Consider the following 16,871-nt stretch of genomic DNA (forward strand, 5'->3'; position numbering starts at 1 on the left):
ACAGCATACAAGGGCAAATCACGATGGTCCCTCTTCCACGTTGTTCACCAGAACCTCAGCCTCGGTAACACCATGTCAATGCCCAGCATTGACCCAGCGGCGTACGTACTGACGATGTTCATCGGACACCGTCAGGAAGCGGAAGCCAGCCCATAGCTGCCCAAACCCGCGTGCTGGCCTGGACCATAGCAGATGCACGCCAACGTCTATCTGTAGCAGCCGCCCTTGCAGGTCAGACAGTTGAAAACGCAACTGGTACAACGCATTGTCAACCAAAGACGCAGGGGACAAGAGAAGCATGCCATTTTCGGAAATATTGCTGAGCTGGCCGATCATTTGCTCAGCAACCATATCGAGCACGTTGATGCCCTCGGATACTTGACGACGCAACGTTCGGCGGGATTCATGAATCATGCAGGGACTTCTTCGAGAGTATCTCGCACACCAACTAGTTGACGCAGCGTGCGCAGGGTTGCACTCCACGCACGGTCAATAAGCCGCTCATCCTCTTCAGTGACGATACGTATCTGACCGTTTGCGAACAGCCGTGCTAGCGTGTCCAGCGTATGTTCGCTAGTCTTTTGCCCACGCGGGTTGACGAGCAACGCGTGGTCTGTGACTGGGCTGTACCAACACAAGCGCTGGCGACGCACGTCGCCTTGCTGGTTAATCACAAATTCAAACCAGGTACCAAACGGCAGTGTGCGTAACTGTGCATAACACGTCTCCTCAACAGTGTTGCGGGGCGGCATAGTGTCCTGCAAGGGTGCTGGTTCAACCTGCTCACCAAGCCTAGTGTGACGCTTCAGTCGAGCGGTCAATTCGGTGCGGGAGATCAATTCGTCCTCACCGCCTGGTGTAGATAAACGGCGTGCGATCGCACTGGCCTCCTCATTGCGATAACCGACTTGGCGCAACGCGTGCTCGATGTGCTCGCCCAACACCACATCACTTGCACCGCCGGCTGGGGTGCGAGTGATCGCACAGATCCGCTCGGTCAATGCTTCACGTTCCTGCCATTGCGGCGACTCCTCTCCTTGGCGCAACAAGCTCAGTGTCAATACGTCTAACCATGCCTGACGCAACAGAGTCATCACAAAACGGGGCGGCGGAGCGAGGGCACACAACCGATCAATGGTTTCAGTGGCACGGCGCTTAGCCAGCTCCAACCGCTCTTTACCACGTGCGGCCTCGATATAGCGACGCTCAGTGACCTCTGCCTTACGCGCCTGTGCACGATAGCCGGCCTGGATGTCCTGGTACGCTTGAACGAACACCGCTTCGTCGCCCTGATATTCATGCAGCACCTTGTCCACGGCGCTTTTGAGCCGTTGCAGCAATTGCGGATCGACCTCTTCCTCGCCGAGCCAAGTGGCACCGGATTCGGCAACAGCATTGAGGAGCTCGCGTGCTGGATGCTGATCGCGGACGAAGAACCTGGGATCCTGCAATGCCGCACGCACTACGGGCACCTGCAACCGGGTCAGCAAATCCGCAGCAGGGCTGCTGCCACGTACCTCGCGTTCAATCTCGCTGTACAGCACGTCAATCAGTTCGAAAACATTCTCATCCTGTGCCGACAACGCAGCCTCCGGCCCATATTGGGCACGCAGGCTGGTCAGCACTTGCTGACGTAGCTCACTCAAACTGCGCCAAGCAGCGCCTCGCGGAGGAGTGGCAGACGTACGAGTCTGTAACGCGCTGAGCAACTGATTCAAGTTCGTGTTTGGCAGATGCGATGCAGACAAGGGCAGCGGTGTCCGGGCCTGAGACGCACCTGAATATCTCATGTCTGTGCCAGACGGAAACGTGACGACATGGCTACTCGTGTACCCATGAAAAGCACTCGACATCGCACTACACTGCCGGTTGAGATGAATCCCTGGTGGAAGAGGTACGAAAGTCGGCATATGGGCCTGTAACGCATCAGACCTCTGGTTCAGATCAATGCCCACTGGGAATGCTGTATCGGTCCCCACTTCAATATCGACACCAGATCCATTCGTGATATTGGAAACCCCGGGTCCAGCTGGCAGCGGGACCTGCTGATCGGCAAATATAGGCAGCGGTGCGAAACTTACGTGCTGCGGGGTGACCTGGCTCCAACTTGGAGTCATCGTCGCGGTGGGCCAGTCAGTCGAGAACGTCACCGTGCTGGCAGGATTGCCGGACACATGGCGTGAACGCGCCATGTAGGGCAGATAAACCAATCCGGGCAAGATACCAGCTTGATCAAGCAAACGGTTAGCACACTCAAGCACGTGACCGTAGCTTTCCATGCCCTTACATTCGAAAGCGCGGTACAGTGTCAATTGTGCGTTCAGGTTCAATCCCAACGTCTCTCCACAGTCGCGCAAGATTCGGCATAGCACATGTGGTCCCAAGGGCATCTGCTCGGGCTTGAATGCCGGCATTGCTGCCAATACCGCCAAACGCTGGCCAAGCAGCTGGAGTGCATCCACGTGGCGTACGCTCTCGCGGCGCGCAATGTCATGTAGCAAGATATCCCTGTCAATGTCGCTGTTTTCAACTAGGGTCAGCGCAGGAGTCGCCATAGGCGGCGGTACTACCATATCTTCACGTGGCATTTTCAGTTCGACAAAGGCACGCACCAACCCTTCGCAGAAGCAAGGCACGAAGCTTTCTCTACGGTCACGCAGGCGTTTCATCTCAGCATACAGCTCAACCTGTTCTTGAGTACTGCGCGCGCGCTCAGCAAGCTGGAACAAATCCTGCTCTAGCTCGATTAAAGTGTTCATCAATGCTGAACCCAAACCATCCAGGCAGCAATTCAGCACACCCTGCAACAGCACATGAGCACGGGGGGACAACGCCATATTGGCGTGTAAGCTGGAAGTTTTGCTGAGCGATTCTGCCAACATCCGAGGCAATTAAGTTGATGAAACGCACATTTCTAGCACGTTTCCGACAAAGAGGCCACGCACCGCTCATTACATTAATGGAATAAGTTGATGACATCGTTGGCAAAGCGCAATCCCAACTCGGTCGGGATGACTTGTTCAAGCTCACATCGCAACCAACCGCGCGCAGCGGCCTCAACCAACGGCGCATTAATTGCTGCAACCGTGAGTCCGGTGCGTACAGCAAAATCCCGCATTTGAAACCCTTCGCGCAGGCGTAACAGATTGAGCATATATTCGAAAGGAAGGCGCGCAGTGGGAACAATCTCATCACCACCGATCGCAGAGATAGTGCCAGCGCTGTCCAAATAGGTATGCGGATGCTTACATTTCCAGCGTCGCAATACATGCTGCGCCACTCCAGAACTGATCTTGCCATAGGCACCAGCACCGATACCGAGGTAGTCGCCAAAGCGCCAGTAGTTCAGATTGTGCCTGCACTGCCAGCCCTCACGTGCGTAAGCGCTGATCTCGTAATGATGGTAACCCGCTTCAGCAAGCAAACACTGGCCATGTTCCTGCATCTCCCACGCCGCATCTTCGTCGGGAATGCCCTGCGGCGGGCGAGCGTAGAAAGCGGTATTGGGTTCAAGCGTGAGCTGATAATGCGAGAGGTGGGTAGGAGCCAGGGCGAATGCACGCTGCAGGTCGTGCTCGACCTCAGCCAAGGTCTGCTCTGGCAGCGCGTACATCAAATCCAGGTTGATGTTAGTAAAACCGGCATCCTGTGCCAGCTTCACCACGTGCTCAGCCTGGGCACTGTCATGAATCCGGCCCAATCGCCGCAGTGCAGCATCGTCAAAGCTCTGGATACCGAAGCTCAACCGATTCACTCCGGCCGCAAGATAGCGATCGAAACAACCATATTCGGCAGTCCCTGGGTTGGTTTCCAGAGTGATTTCAGCATCCGGAGCAAAACAAAGCAGCGCCGCGGCCGTCTGCAGAAAACGGTCAATCGCATCTGGCGGGAAGAGGCTGGGCGTGCCGCCACCGAAGAACACACTGTGCACAACACGCCCCCAAACCAGAGGTAAGTCGTACTCCAGGTCACGAATCAATGCATTGACATAAGCGTCGAATGGTAAGGCCCCCTTGACCTGGTGAGAGTTGAAATCACAGTAAGGACACTTACGCACGCACCAAGGCAAGTGCACATACAGCGAAAGTGGCGGCGGGATCAGCATGGGCAACAATGGGATGGCGATGAGGAAACGAAGCAAACGCCCAACAAAAGCAGGGCCAAGGGTTTAGAGAGTTGGCAGCACGAAAGACCAGCCGGAAAAGACAATATAGACAAGCAGGTCCTTCTGCACTCCATCACAACGGCAGCGAGACGACGCATACCAAGCCCGTGTGCAAGGAGAAGCAATCCGCTGGTCACCCCTCTGTGGCATACGGCATTGATCAAGCCATCATTTTATGCAAACGCTCACGCAACTGCTCCAGCGCACGGGCACGATGGCTGATCTGGTTTTTTAATTCCGCATCCATTTCTGCCGCAGTCACGCCGTATAACGGATCGAAAAAGACCGGGTTATAGCCGAATCCCCCGCTACCACGCGGCTCAAACGCGATCTCTCCCTCCCAACAGCCCTCAGCAATCAGTGGCTGCGGATCCTCAGCATGGCGCAACAATACAATCACCGCATAAAAACGCGCACAGCGCCTGCCAGCGGGAACATCACGCAGCCTATCTAGCAACTTGGCATTGTTGGCAGCCGCATCCGTCGGACTGCCGGCATAGCGCGCACTGTACAACCCGGGTGCACCACCCAACGCATCGACAATCAGCCCCGAATCATCCGCTAATGCTGGGAAACCAGTGATCACACAAGCGTGACGCGCCTTGATCAGTGCATTCTCGACGAAGGTCAAACCGGTCTCCGGCACATCCTGGACGCCACACTCACCCTGTGCCTTGATCTGCAACGATACTCCGGCCAGCATTGAACGTAATTCCTCCAACTTGCCAGCGTTGCCACTGGCAAGTACCAGTCGTTTCATCATCTTCGGTTCCAACAGTTTTCATTCAGTGCCCGTTGATGGCATTGTCGTCGGTCACCACGGTGATGAGTTTGGTGCCAACATGCGGATCTGCAATTCTATCGGGCTAGCGCCTCACGCTGAGCGGCAAACAGCATCGCGGTGCCGCGCTCAGCCAACGCCAACAACATGTCTAGTTCACCGCGGCGGAACGCTTGCCCCTCAGCGGTCCCCTGCAACTCGATAAAACCACCCTCATCGTTCATCACCACGTTCATATCAGTATCGCAGTCACTGTCCTCAGGATAATCCAGATCCAAGACTGGCGTACCACGGTAAATGCCAACTGAGACCGCAGCCACGGCACCAAGCAGTGGTGACTTCTTCAATTGACCACGCTGTTCCAAGCAATGCACCGCATCGACCAACGCGACATAAGCACCAGTGATCGCCGCAGTACGGGTGCCACCATCCGCCTGTAACACATCGCAATCTAAGGTAATGGTGCGCTCGCCGAGTGCAGTACGATCCACACAAGTGCGCAGCGCACGCCCAATCAGACGCTGAATCTCCAACGTACGTCCTCCCTGTTTGCCGCGGGCAGCCTCCCGCTCGGAACGAGTATGGGTGGAACGTGGAAGCATTCCATACTCGGCAGTGACCCACCCTTCCCCCTTATTGCGCAGAAACACTGGCACTTTGGCCTCCACACTTGCAGTGCACAGGACCAATGTGTTGCCAAAACTTACCAGCACAGAACCCTCAGCATGGCAGGTGAAGGCACGCTCGATACGTACCGGTCGCAACTCATCGGCTTGACGACCACTGGGACGTGAAAAATTCATATCGGATTTTTCTTATTAGTAATGAGTGAATGAAGCGTTGAGCCGCAGAGAGAGCCCCACATGGGCGCGCTAGGGTACCATCCGTATTTTGAGAGCAATGGATTCCCATATGATCCATAGCATGACTGCGTTCGCCGCAGACGAGCACCTGACACCATGGGGCCTGCTGGGCTGCGAACTGCGTTCAGTCAACCACCGCTTCCTGGATATCGTCATACGCCTCCCCGAAGAACTGCGCACCCTGGAACCACAACTACGCGAGCGTGTTACCACACGGGTCAGCCGCGGCAAGCTCGATTTGACCCTGCGCCTATCACCGCAGGAGATCGGAACTGGGCTTGCAGTGAACGAGTCACTGTTATCCCAGCTTAGTGCCCTGGCACTGCGCCTGTCGGCACAGTTCCCAGCATTACGCGTCACATTTACAGAATTGCTACAGATACCTGGTGTCCTGAAAGGTGAACAGATCGACACGGCCACGCTACAGGCGCACTCCTTAGCACTGCTGGATAAAGTACTGGACAACTTCATTGCCACGCGCGAACGCGAAGGCGTCAAGCTGAGAGCAATGATCACCCAACGTGCCACTGCAATTGAAAGAATCGTCAGCGAGATTCGCAGCCTGATTCCCAGCATACGTGAAGGCCAACACAGCAAACTGACCACTCGCCTGAGCAACTTACCATATCCCGTCGATCCTGGCCGCATCGAGCAAGAGCTAGTGCTATGGCTACAAAAGCTAGACGTCGATGAAGAACTGGATCGGCTCAACAGCCACATCAGCGAACTAAACCGCGTACTCCACCAGCGCGAACCAGTCGGACGGCGCCTGGATTTTCTATTGCAAGAATTCAACCGCGAAGCCAACACTCTCGGTTCAAAATCGGTGGACAGCCGTACCTCCAATGCCACAATCGAGCTGAAGGTACTAATCGACCAGATCCGCGAGCAGGTGCAGAACCTCGAATAACCGAAATAGCTTCTCAAACGGAGTGACATTCCCCCACCGCATACTTGGTCACTGCCAGTACCAACCTGATTCCATTTTCCACTTGCCAATCCTTATCCTATGCGCGGCACCCTCTACATCGTTGCAGCCCCTTCAGGCGCTGGTAAAAGCACTATCGTCAACGCAACCCTGGAACGCGATAAGCAAATTACTCTATCAATCTCCTTCACCTCACGTCAGCCCAGGCCAGGTGAACGCCATGCAAAGCACTACCATTTCGTCTCAGCCGATGAATTTCAGCGCATGATCGAGGCAGGTGATTTTTTTGAGTACGCGCTGGTACACGGTGATTGGAAAGGCACTGCACACCAATCGGTCGAACCACAGCTGGCCGCAGGTCACGATGTACTGCTGGAAATCGACTGGCAGGGTGCACGCCAAGTACGCAGCAAGATACTTGATGCAGTCAGCATATTTATCTTGCCGCCTTCACGCGCCGCATTAGAAGAACGCATGCGTAAACGTGGCCAGGACAGTGAAGAGGTGATCACCCGGCGCTTAGCTGCCGCTCACGAGGAAATGGCTCACTATGACGAATTCGACTATACGATTATCAATGAGCATTTCGGAACTGCGGTCTCAGAAATGAGCGCTATCTTCACCGCCAGCCGGCTGCGTCAGCAAGCGCAAAAAGTACGACATGCCAATCTGATCAAGACACTATTGACCAAATAACGCATGTTGGCGTTTTTTCTTACCATGCATGTAGGCACCACACGAACAAAGCTTCATTGAGATTAGTAAGCAGGAAAATTATTCGAAGGCAAATCAGAACAGACTCTTCACCGCTACCGCGAGTGCATCATTTACGGAAACATTAAATAGGCGCATCTTGCCACTGCTTGGAGTGCAGCCTACAATTACCGTTTAAGGCAGTTACTCTGGAGTGGAGTCCTCATGGCGCGTATCACCGTTGAAGATTGCCTGGACGTTGTTAACAACCGTTTCGAGCTTGTGATGATGGCCTCCAAGCGAGCGCGTCAGCTCGCTAATGGTGTGCCACCGCTCATTGAAAATACCAATAGAGAGGATAAGCCCACTGTGCTGGCACTGCGTGAAATTGCTGCACGCAAGATCGACAGCAAGCTGATCGAAGAGATCGAAAAGGCAGAACGCGAGCGAGCTGAACGCGAAGCGCTGGAGTGGGCCGCTGCTGAAGTTGTCGCAGACGAGGATATGTCTAAAAACGAGGATTGACCGTCCCTTGGACAGCAGTGGTGCAATGTATCACTATGCAAAAAGCTGCTCTCTATTCATCGTAGACCGCGATGTGCGATGAAATCTTTAAACATTGCTTCCAATACCACAGCAACATTCAAACCAGCATGGCAGCAAGCTGCACTCGCAGATAGAGACAGCTAGTAATGCATTACGGGGAGTATTGTCGTCAAACTCCCCTTAGTTGTCGTGTAAACCACCCAAAACTTTTTGCAGTACAGCCGCTGGCGTAGTATCTCCCCCAGTTTCATATTCAATAGCAAATCAATCCAATTCCGCATGGCATCACACCACCCCATCAAGGGGTATACACCAATTGCCAGAAACATCACCTCGCACACCACGCTTCCTAGCTGGACCAGCTTGGCATCAGCGAAGTAGAAGAGAGCATTGGCTATCATTTCTAGAAATTCCTATTTGGCTTTCCCTTTACACATACCCATCTGATGGATGGTTTTAAGTAGCAAATTCGCCCTGTCATCTTTCAGACTGTGTAGCCACGCCATTAAACAAAAAGCAGCCATTCAGATAAAGCGCATAACGACACGATATATCGGAACGGCCATGTGATAAGCAACCGTTAGCAAGATCACTGGGAACCGCCACATCAAGCCAAAACTCGTATTGATCTATTCAATGTCCAATTACGAAGTATTACAGCTCGCGCACATCGGCTCGGACGAGAAATTTAGCCTGTGACGCAAACTACCCATAATTATTAAATTAAAGAATCAGGTATGGAAGCCCGTACCATTCGATGCTGAATGGACCACACTGTTCGCAAGCTGCATCCTCTAATAATTACGGACAGCAACGAAGAATTGTGCGATCAAGTGTAACCGCCCCGATCAAACTGAAGGGCGATCTGGACAAACAGATCAGCACATACCATCAAAGTATGGCTGGTACTGGTAAAGAGCCTATTCAAAACATACCAATTGGCCATTATCAACGACAAAGCGATGCCCACTCGTTCCTCATATCGCATGCCGACGAAATCGCCGCTTGCCCGTCCAGCCAAGTACCAACCCTCTAAGGGATGGAATCAACTCCCGATCCACACTCACCAGATGAAAGCATCTGATACCTGTTTCAACCAATTTACGTTACGCAGAAGCACCTACCTGTGATCATCAAAGACATGTCAGACCTCGGTACCACTTAACCTACGTTCCCTCTTCGGTAGCGACCACATCAGGTCACACCGCTAAACCGAACTAAACAGAATGTTGCCTGCACCAGAGCTGTCGGTATACCCAAGCAGCTTTACTACAGTCACACATAAACACGAACCCCTATCAACTCTCATCCATCTCTAGCAACGACAACACCTGGGCTGCCAGTTCCTCTGGAGTCCCTTGGTCGGCACGCAGGTGCAGCTCCGGATGATCCGGCGGCTCATAAGGGGAATCAATCCCGGTAAAATTGGAGATCAAGCCGGCACGCGCTTTAGCATACAAGCCCTTCACATCGCGCGCCTCAGCCACCGCCAAGGGCACATCGACAAACACCTCTACAAACTCATCGGAGGCGAAGCGCTCGCGGGCTAATTGTCGCTCGGCCCGGAACGGGGAAATGAAACTAACCAGGACAATCAAACCAGCATCAGCCATCAGCCTGGCCACTTCGGTGACACGGCGAATGTTCTCAACCCTATCTTCTACTGTGAAACCTAAATCACGGCTCAAACCGTGGCGCATATTATCGCCGTCCAAAATAAACGTGTGGTAACCCAACGTATGCAAACGCTTGTCAACAATGTTGGCAATTGCCGACTTACCAGCCCCGGATAGTCCGGTAAACCACAGCACCCTAGGTGTCTGCCCCTTAATCCTGGCACGCGCGACATTGTCAATGTCCAGATGCTGCCAATGCAGATTACCGGTACGACACAACCCAAAGTCCAAAGTACCGGCACCCACTGTGGCATTGGACTGACGATCAATCAGAATAAAACTGCCAAGTACACGGTTGTGCACATATGGCACACACGCCACGGGCACATCCAACGACAGATTGCAGTATCCCACCTCATTCAGCCGCAAACGTCGCGCAGCCAGCTTTTCCTGTGTGTTGACATCAACCCGGTGCTTGATCTCACTCACGCTGGCCGCGACCAGAGACGTCGCTAACTTTAACCAATAACGCCGCCCGGGCAGCAACGCCGTGTCGCTCATCCACAACACGTAAGCAGCCAATTGATCGGCAACCTCAGGTGGATCATCAAGAGCGGCAATGACATCACCACGACTGATGTCAAGCTCGTCAGCCAAGGTCAGGGTCACTGCCTGGCCGGCAACCGCCTCGTGCACGTCGCTATCGCCATTAAAGACGCGTACCACCCGGGAACAACAACCCGAGGGCAACACCACGACAGCATCTCCAGGTCGCACGCGACCGGCGGCCAAAGTACCCGTGAAGCCGCGAAACTGCGAATCCGGACGATTGACCCACTGCACTGGCAAACACATGCCACTGGCGAGATCGACAGTGGCCGGCTCCAACGCTTCCAGATACGCAAGCAAACTGGGACCGGTGTACCAAGGCATCCGAGCCGAGCGTTTGGAGAGATTGTCGCCCTCCAACGCCGACAACGGAATGCACTGCACATCTTTGATCCCCAGATCGGCAGCCAGCGCCCGGTAATCGGCAGCAATCACTTCAAACGTCCCCTGATCGTAGCCAACTAGATCCATCTTATTCACCGCCAGCACTACATGGCGGATACCCAACAACGCAACGATGTAACTGTGCCTGCGAGTTTGAGCAAGTAACCCCTTGCGCACATCCACGAGTACCACCGCCGCATCGGCAGTAGAGGCACCCGTGGCCATGTTCCGCGTGTATTGGGCATGTCCAGGACAATCGGCAACGATGAATTTGCGCTGATCAGTATCAAAATAACGGTAGGCCACATCGATCGTAATACCCTGTTCACGTTCTGCTGCCAAACCATCCAATAGCAATGCGTAATCGATACCCTCACCCTGGGTCCCGTAACGCCGGCTGTCCGCCATGAGCTCAGCCAACTGATCTTCAGCTAAGCGCTTACTGTCATACAGCAGGTGCCCAATCAGGGTGCTTTTACCATCATCGACGCTGCCACACGTGATGAAGCGCAGTAGCGGCTTTACCTCCTGCTGCTTCAAGTAAGCGGCCACAGACTGCATCCGTACATCGGTATGGGTGACGATCTCCGTAACCGACAACGCATCCCCACTCGTGCCCGCCTCTGACCAATCAAGCACGCGTTTCGCGTTTTCAATCCGAGTGATCATCAGAAATACCCCTCTACCTTTTTGCTTTCCATCGACGCACCAGGCACATAGTCGATCATCCGCCCCTGACGCTCCGAAAAAGGAGTCACCAACATCTCAGCAATGATGTCTTCCAACGTCGCAGCGCGAGACTCAACCGCACCAGTCAAGGGATAGCAGCCCAACGTACGGAAACGCACCCAACGCAACTGCGGCACTTCACCAGAACACAGCGGAAAACGGTCATCGTCAACCAGAATCAACATGCGATCGCGCTCAACCACCGGGCGTGGCGCAGCGAAATATAAGGGCACCACCGGAATCTGCTCACGATAGATGTACAACCACACATCTAATTCGGTCCAATTGGACAGCGGAAATACCCGCACGCTCTCGCCAGGATGAATGCGTGCGTTATACACATTCCACAACTCAGGACGTTGAGTTCTTGGATCCCATCGGTGACGCACGTTGCGAAACGAGAATATGCGCTCCTTGGCACGCGACTTTTCTTCGTCACGGCGTGCCCCACCGATCGCCGCGTCAAACTGCCACTGCTCCAACGCCTGCCTCAAACCCTGTGTTTTCATCACATCCGTATGCACCGCTGCACCGTGGGTGATCGGGCTAATATCCCGAGCCTCTCCCTCAGGATTAATGTACACACGCAACTCCACCCCTGTTTCAGCAACCCAGCGATCACGGAAGGCGATCATCTCGCGAAACTTCCAACGCGTATCGACATGCAGTAGAGGAATCGGCGGCAGTGCCGGAGCAAAAGCCTTGAGCAACAGGTGCAACAGTACTGAACTATCCTTACCTACCGAATACAGCAGCACCGGATTACGAAATTCGGCCACGACCTCACGCAATATATGGATACTTTCGGCCTCAAGCCGATCAAGATGGGACAAAGATGGTGAAGCCATCGGAATTAACAATGCAGGATAGGGAAGATGGGCACCTCAGCAAGCCGCCTCGGCAGCCGGCGCAGTCAACCGGCAACGTGCAGTGTGTCGCGAAACCCATCATGTTCTGAAATAAGCACGGAGCATAAGTGAATAACCTTCCTTCCTTTCTGCACGATTTCGCGCCTCCCTAACATCTATTCGCTTGCTCCGGCTCCATAACAGGCATGACCGCCCTGAACCCCTCGCTTGCCCTACCCCCCCTTTCAGAGGACCGTAAGTCCCTGCTCATGAATCTGGTCAAAGGCCTGGATGCGCCCTCGCTGTGGTGGCTATCCGGCTATGCGGCCGGGCTGGCACAAAGCCAACTAACATCCGCCTTGGCAGCAGTACCAGAGGATGACTCCGGTGCCCAAACCAGCCAACGCCTAACCGTGCTCTACGGTAGCCAGACTGGTAACGCACGCCGTGTTGCCGAACAACTTGCCACCGAGGCGGAGGCCGCAGGACTGGCGGTACGCCTCGTCCGGGCCGATAGCTACGCAACCCGCGAACTGGCTGCCGAGCGGCTGCTGTACATCGTCATCAGTACTCAAGGAGAAGGCGACCCACCAGACGACGCAATCGACCTTGTGGAATTCCTGAATGGGCGGCGCGCGCCCAAGTTACCCGAACTGAAATATGCCGTGCTTGGCTTGGGAGACTCCAGCTACGCTGACTTCTGCGGCATCGCCCGCCGTCTCGACGCACGACTGGCAGCACTCGGTGCGCAACGGCTGCAGCCATTAGGCGAGGCCGACGTGGATATCGATACAGTGGCCACACCATGGCGCAAAGAAGCGCTGCACCATGCCGGCGAGCAGCTTAAAAACGTGATCGCCCCACTGACCAATGTCACCCCACTACGCGGCAGTGTGCCTCTCACGGGACCCACAGAGACCTTCCAAGCTGAACTGTTCAAAAACCAACTGATCAGCGGACGCGACTTTAAAGGTCCAGCATTCCGAACACATGGCCGGGCTTCTAAACGGGTCCTCCACCTAGAACTGTCGCTGGAAGGCAGCGGATTACACTACGAACCAGGCGACGCACTCGGCGTGCGTCACCGCAATCCCAATACACTTGTCGAAGCTGTACTTACAACACTTAAACTTTCAGCTCACATCCAAGTAACACAAGATAAGGAAACCTTGCCGCTGTCCGAGTGGCTCGCCACCCGACGCGAAGTGACCAGGCTGTCGCGGCCATTCTTGGCTGCACATGCCGAGCGATCCGGTGCTGAGGAACTGCGCGCGCTACTCACCCCAACCCAGACTGCCGGACTGGCGGCGCTGCTCAACGATCATCAACTGATCGACCTGTTGCGACGCTGGCCGGCGGATTGGGACCATACCGCACTGGTCGCAGCGTTGCGTCCCCTCACACCACGACTGTATTCAATTGCTTCCAGCCGTAAGCGCGTCGGTGACGAAGTCCACCTCACTGTCGATGAACTGCACTATCAAGCCCACGGTCACGACCACCTTGGCGCGGCAAGCGGCTTCCTCGCTGGTGTGGCTGAAGGAGACACGCTACCTGTCTACGTCGAACCAAACGAACGCTTCCGCTTACCGGCAGATTCGACGCGTGACATCATCATGATCGGCCCCGGAACTGGAGTAGCGCCATTCCGCGCTTTCGTCCAAGAACGCGCAGAAATCGGCGCAACCGGACGCAACTGGCTGTTCTTCGGCGCACAACACTTCAATTGTGACTTCTTGTATCAAACCGAATGGCAACAAGCGTTGCAGCGCGGTGAACTGCACGCGCTGGATCTCGCATTCTCCCGTGACCAAGCTGAAAAAATGTACGTGCAACACCGCTTGTTAGCACAGGGCCATGAAGTTTATGCCTGGCTTCAAAATGGCGCGCATCTGTATGTTTGCGGCTCAATCAACATGAGCAAAGACGTACACACGGCGCTGCTACAGATTCTCATCAAACACGGCAACCTTACTGAAGAAGCCGCCACAGAGACACTGACCGACCTGCAACGCGAGAGACGCTATGCACGCGATGTCTACTAAACAACCGGAACAGCAGTCTTATCCGGATCATAACCATGCATGGCCGCGATCCCAGCGACACATCGCGACGATTTCACCAGAGCATCGCGTTCCTTCCCCCTCCATCCGATACACCCTACACACATGAGCTCTCCCTCCATCGAAGACATCAAGGGCGAGAGCGGCCGCTTGCGGGGCTCACTCCTGGAGAGCCTCGCAGACCCAACCACCGGCGCGCTCCGCGAAAGCGACCAAACGCTGATCAAGTACCACGGCAGCTACCAGCAGGACGATCGCGACCTGCGCGAAGAGCGCCGCCGGCAAAAACTCGAACCAGCTTACCAATTCATGATTCGCACCCGGACGCCTGGTGGTGTCATCACGCCGCAGCAGTGGCTGCAGTTGGATACGATCGCCACGCGCTACGCCAACCACTCATTGCGTGTGACGACACGCCAAGCATTCCAGTTCCACGGGGTGATCAAACGTGAACTGAAGGCGACAATGCAGGCAATCAACGCTGCATTGATCGATACACTTGCAGCCTGCGGCGACGTCAATCGCAACGTGCAGGTTGCTGCCAATCCACTGCTCTCGCGTGCCCATGCAGACCTTTACGCCGACGCAGCGTACCTATCTGAGCATCTGCTACCTAACACCCGTGCTTACTACGAAATCTGGCTGGATGAGAAAAAGGTCGCTGGTGCTGGCGAGGAGGACGAACCGATCTACGGCCCACGGTATCTGCCACGTAAGTTTAAAATCGGTTTCGCCGCACCGCCGATCAACGATGTGGATGTATTCGCCAACGACTTGGGTTTTATCGCAGTGATCGTTGACGGCAGATTGCTTGGCTACAACGTCGCTATCGGCGGCGGGATGGGAACGACCCATGGCGACCCAGACACGTGGCCTCGTGTCGGCAACATCATCGGCTTCATCGCCCGCGCCGATCTGATCGCAATCGGCACGGCGGTCGTGACCACGCAACGCGACTTGGGCAACCGCACACTACGCAAGCGCGCCCGCTTCAAATACACCATCGACGACCGCGGACTGGACTTCGTAACCGACGAGATCCAGCGGCGTGCCGGCGTTGCACTGCAACCAGCGCAGCCGTTTAGTTTCGAACATAACGGCGATCGTTACGGGTGGATCGAAGGTGAGAACGGACACTGGCATCTGACCCTATCGCTGCCAGCCGGACGCATCGCTGATACTGAAGGAAGCTCCCTGCTCAGTGGCTTCCGTGCAATCGCCACACTCAGCATCGGGGAATTCCGCATGACACCTAATCAGAATGTCGTGATTGCTGGCATCTCCGCCACACGCCGCGCCGAAATCGACGCACTGGTGACCCACTACGGTCTGGATATCGGTAACCGTGCGCCCACTGCCCTGGCACGTACCGCCATGGCTTGTGTCGCATTCCCAACCTGCGGCCTGGCGATGGCCGAGGCCGAACGCTATCTGCCGGACTTTAACGCGAAACTACAACCCATGCTGGAGAAATATGGGCTCGCTGAGACACCGATCCTGCTGCGCATTTCCGGCTGCCCCAACGGCTGCTCGCGCCCCTATCTGGCCGAAATTGCGCTGGTCGGTAAGGCCTATGGCCGCTACAACCTCATGCTCGGGGGCGACCAACGCGGCCAACGCCTCAACACCCTCTATCGCGAAAACATCACCGAAACCGAGATTCTTGCTGCGCTGGAACCGCTGCTGGGCCGCTATCAACAGGAACGCCTCCCGAGCGAAGGCTTTGGCGATTTCCTACATCGCACCGGCATCGTCGCACTTCCCTCCTATCCCACCCACCGACACGTTATTTCCTCAGATCTGCAAGCATGACCGCACTCCCCGTCTTCTCTCCTACCACCGCCTTATCAGCACTGGATGATCTGGAAAGGCTCAATCTCCACCTGGAAACGCTTGGTGCTGAAGATCGTGTGCGCTGGGCGCTGGAGCACGGTCCGGACCGTCCAGCCCTCTCTTCCAGCTTCGGTGCACAATCGGCAGTCATGCTGCATCTGCTGACCCGGTTTGCACCGGATATCCCGGTGATTTTGGTCGACACCGGCTATCTGTTCCCAGAAACCTACCGTTTCGCCGACAGGCTCACCGAGCGACTCAAGCTCAACCTGAAGGTATACCAGCCGCTGCTCAGCGGCGCCTGGAGAGAAGCTCGTCATGGCCAACTATGGGAACAGGGTATCGCCGGAATCAATCAATACAACAACCTGCACAAGGTCGAGCCGATGCGCCGCGCATTAGAGGAATTGCAAGTCGGCACCTGGTTCACCGGCCTACGTCGCGGACAATCCAGTACCCGTGTCCAGACCTCCATCGTGCAACGGCGTGACGAGCGCTACAAAATCAGCCCGATCGCCGACTGGACCGACCGTGACATTTGGCAGTACATGACACGCTATGAACTGCCCTACCACCCGCTATGGGAACAGGGCTACGTTTCAATCGGCGATATTCACACTACACGCCACTGGGAACCAGGTATGCGGGAGGAAGACACGCGCTTCTTCGGACTCAAGCGTGAGTGCGGGATTCACGAGAACATCTAAGGCTGGCACACGTACCACTACAGTGCTGATGTGTAGCACCCTGCTTTAGGTACTCCATCCAAATGAGGGCCTGCCAACATGATGATCGCAAGCCATACGCACTCGG

13 protein-coding genes are annotated in these 16,871 nt (G+C 55.2%); 6 read left to right on the forward strand and 7 right to left on the reverse strand.

Going from position 1 to position 16,871, the window contains the following annotated elements:
* Positions 1 to 75: 75 nt before the first annotated feature.
* From PLS229_RS07925 to rph, 5 genes are all read right to left on the reverse strand, one after another.
* Positions 76 to 414: a PilZ domain-containing protein gene (locus PLS229_RS07925; RefSeq protein WP_038271968.1), complete on the reverse strand. Its 339-nt coding sequence runs from the start codon at positions 412 to 414 to the stop codon at positions 76 to 78.
* Positions 411 to 2,882, reverse strand: a complete 2,472-nt coding sequence (locus tag PLS229_RS07930; protein ID WP_038271966.1) for a DUF1631 domain-containing protein — start codon at positions 2,880 to 2,882, stop codon at positions 411 to 413. The genes PLS229_RS07925 and PLS229_RS07930 overlap by 4 nt, the downstream gene beginning before the upstream one ends.
* A 74-nt stretch (positions 2,883 to 2,956) precedes the next feature.
* Positions 2,957 to 4,111, reverse strand: coding sequence for a radical SAM family heme chaperone HemW (gene hemW, locus PLS229_RS07935; protein WP_038271990.1), 1,155 nt, complete (start codon positions 4,109 to 4,111; stop codon positions 2,957 to 2,959).
* A gap of 214 nt (positions 4,112 to 4,325) precedes the next feature.
* On the reverse strand, positions 4,326 to 4,925 hold the full coding sequence (rdgB, locus tag PLS229_RS07940; protein WP_038271988.1) for an RdgB/HAM1 family non-canonical purine NTP pyrophosphatase: 600 nt from the start codon (positions 4,923 to 4,925) through the stop codon (positions 4,326 to 4,328).
* A gap of 98 nt (positions 4,926 to 5,023) precedes the next feature.
* Positions 5,024 to 5,749 carry a ribonuclease PH gene (rph, locus tag PLS229_RS07945; protein WP_038271963.1) on the reverse strand — a complete coding sequence of 242 codons (726 nt, stop codon included), beginning with the start codon at positions 5,747 to 5,749 and terminating at the stop codon, positions 5,024 to 5,026.
* A 109-nt stretch (positions 5,750 to 5,858) separates the two neighbouring features.
* On the opposite strand from rph, the gene PLS229_RS07950 reads away from it, so the two are divergent.
* The 3 genes from PLS229_RS07950 to rpoZ all read left to right on the forward strand — a co-directional run bounded on the left by PLS229_RS07950 (position 5,859) and on the right by rpoZ (position 7,955).
* On the forward strand, positions 5,859 to 6,719 hold the full coding sequence (locus PLS229_RS07950) for a YicC/YloC family endoribonuclease (protein ID WP_038271959.1): 861 nt from the start codon (positions 5,859 to 5,861) through the stop codon (positions 6,717 to 6,719).
* 99 nt (positions 6,720 to 6,818) lie between these two features.
* Complete coding sequence (gmk, locus tag PLS229_RS07955; RefSeq protein ID WP_038271956.1) at positions 6,819 to 7,433, forward strand: guanylate kinase; 615 nt, start codon at positions 6,819 to 6,821, stop codon at positions 7,431 to 7,433.
* A gap of 222 nt (positions 7,434 to 7,655) precedes the next feature.
* On the forward strand, positions 7,656 to 7,955 hold the full coding sequence (gene rpoZ / locus PLS229_RS07960) for a DNA-directed RNA polymerase subunit omega (RefSeq protein WP_038271953.1): 300 nt from the start codon (positions 7,656 to 7,658) through the stop codon (positions 7,953 to 7,955).
* Between the two features lie 1,319 nt (positions 7,956 to 9,274).
* On the opposite strand, the gene cysN is transcribed toward rpoZ, so the two are convergent.
* Entirely contained in the window at positions 9,275 to 11,146 is a 1,872-nt protein-coding gene (cysN, locus tag PLS229_RS07965; protein WP_230428289.1) for a sulfate adenylyltransferase subunit CysN, read from the reverse strand.
* A gap of 107 nt (positions 11,147 to 11,253) precedes the next feature.
* Positions 11,254 to 12,162, reverse strand: a complete 909-nt coding sequence (cysD, locus tag PLS229_RS07970) for a sulfate adenylyltransferase subunit CysD (protein ID WP_038271949.1) — start codon at positions 12,160 to 12,162, stop codon at positions 11,254 to 11,256.
* 206 nt (positions 12,163 to 12,368) lie between these two features.
* Here cysD and PLS229_RS07975 point away from each other — a divergent pair, with 206 nt between their 5' ends.
* The 3 genes from PLS229_RS07975 (at position 12,369) to PLS229_RS07985 (ending at position 16,765) form a co-directional block, all read left to right on the forward strand.
* A complete protein-coding gene (locus PLS229_RS07975; protein ID WP_038271947.1) occupies positions 12,369 to 14,207 on the forward strand; it encodes an assimilatory sulfite reductase (NADPH) flavoprotein subunit in 1,839 nt (612 codons plus the stop codon).
* A gap of 123 nt (positions 14,208 to 14,330) precedes the next feature.
* Positions 14,331 to 16,037, forward strand: a complete 1,707-nt coding sequence (cysI, locus tag PLS229_RS07980) for an assimilatory sulfite reductase (NADPH) hemoprotein subunit (protein ID WP_038271945.1) — start codon at positions 14,331 to 14,333, stop codon at positions 16,035 to 16,037.
* Positions 16,034 to 16,765, forward strand: a complete 732-nt coding sequence (locus PLS229_RS07985; RefSeq protein ID WP_038271943.1) for a phosphoadenylyl-sulfate reductase — start codon at positions 16,034 to 16,036, stop codon at positions 16,763 to 16,765. Before cysI ends, PLS229_RS07985 begins: the two co-directional genes overlap by 4 nt.
* Positions 16,766 to 16,871: the final 106 nt, after the last annotated feature.

Origin of the sequence: Xylella taiwanensis, from assembly GCF_013177435.1 — a bacterium.
Taxonomy (GTDB): Bacteria; Pseudomonadota; Gammaproteobacteria; order Xanthomonadales; family Xanthomonadaceae; genus Xylella; species Xylella taiwanensis.

Excerpts from the sequence above, each read along its gene's own strand:
- PLS229_RS07985 (WP_038271943.1), top strand. The coding sequence starts at position 16,034 with ATGACCGCACTCCCCGTCTTCTCTCCTACCACCGCCTTATCAGCACTG.
- rph (WP_038271963.1), bottom strand. The coding sequence starts at position 5,749 with ATGAATTTTTCACGTCCCAGTGGTCGTCAAGCCGATGAGTTGCGACCG.
- cysN (WP_230428289.1), bottom strand. The coding sequence starts at position 11,146 with ATGCAGTCTGTGGCCGCTTACTTGAAGCAGCAGGAGGTAAAGCCGCTA.
- PLS229_RS07930 (WP_038271966.1), bottom strand. The coding sequence starts at position 2,882 with ATGTTGGCAGAATCGCTCAGCAAAACTTCCAGCTTACACGCCAATATG.
- rpoZ (WP_038271953.1), top strand. The coding sequence starts at position 7,656 with ATGGCGCGTATCACCGTTGAAGATTGCCTGGACGTTGTTAACAACCGT.
- cysD (WP_038271949.1), bottom strand. The coding sequence starts at position 12,162 with ATGGCTTCACCATCTTTGTCCCATCTTGATCGGCTTGAGGCCGAAAGT.
- gmk (WP_038271956.1), top strand. The coding sequence starts at position 6,819 with ATGCGCGGCACCCTCTACATCGTTGCAGCCCCTTCAGGCGCTGGTAAA.
- PLS229_RS07975 (WP_038271947.1), top strand. The coding sequence starts at position 12,369 with ATGACCGCCCTGAACCCCTCGCTTGCCCTACCCCCCCTTTCAGAGGAC.
- rdgB (WP_038271988.1), bottom strand. The coding sequence starts at position 4,925 with ATGAAACGACTGGTACTTGCCAGTGGCAACGCTGGCAAGTTGGAGGAA.
- PLS229_RS07950 (WP_038271959.1), top strand. The coding sequence starts at position 5,859 with ATGATCCATAGCATGACTGCGTTCGCCGCAGACGAGCACCTGACACCA.
- PLS229_RS07925 (WP_038271968.1), bottom strand. The coding sequence starts at position 414 with ATGATTCATGAATCCCGCCGAACGTTGCGTCGTCAAGTATCCGAGGGC.
- cysI (WP_038271945.1), top strand. The coding sequence starts at position 14,331 with ATGAGCTCTCCCTCCATCGAAGACATCAAGGGCGAGAGCGGCCGCTTG.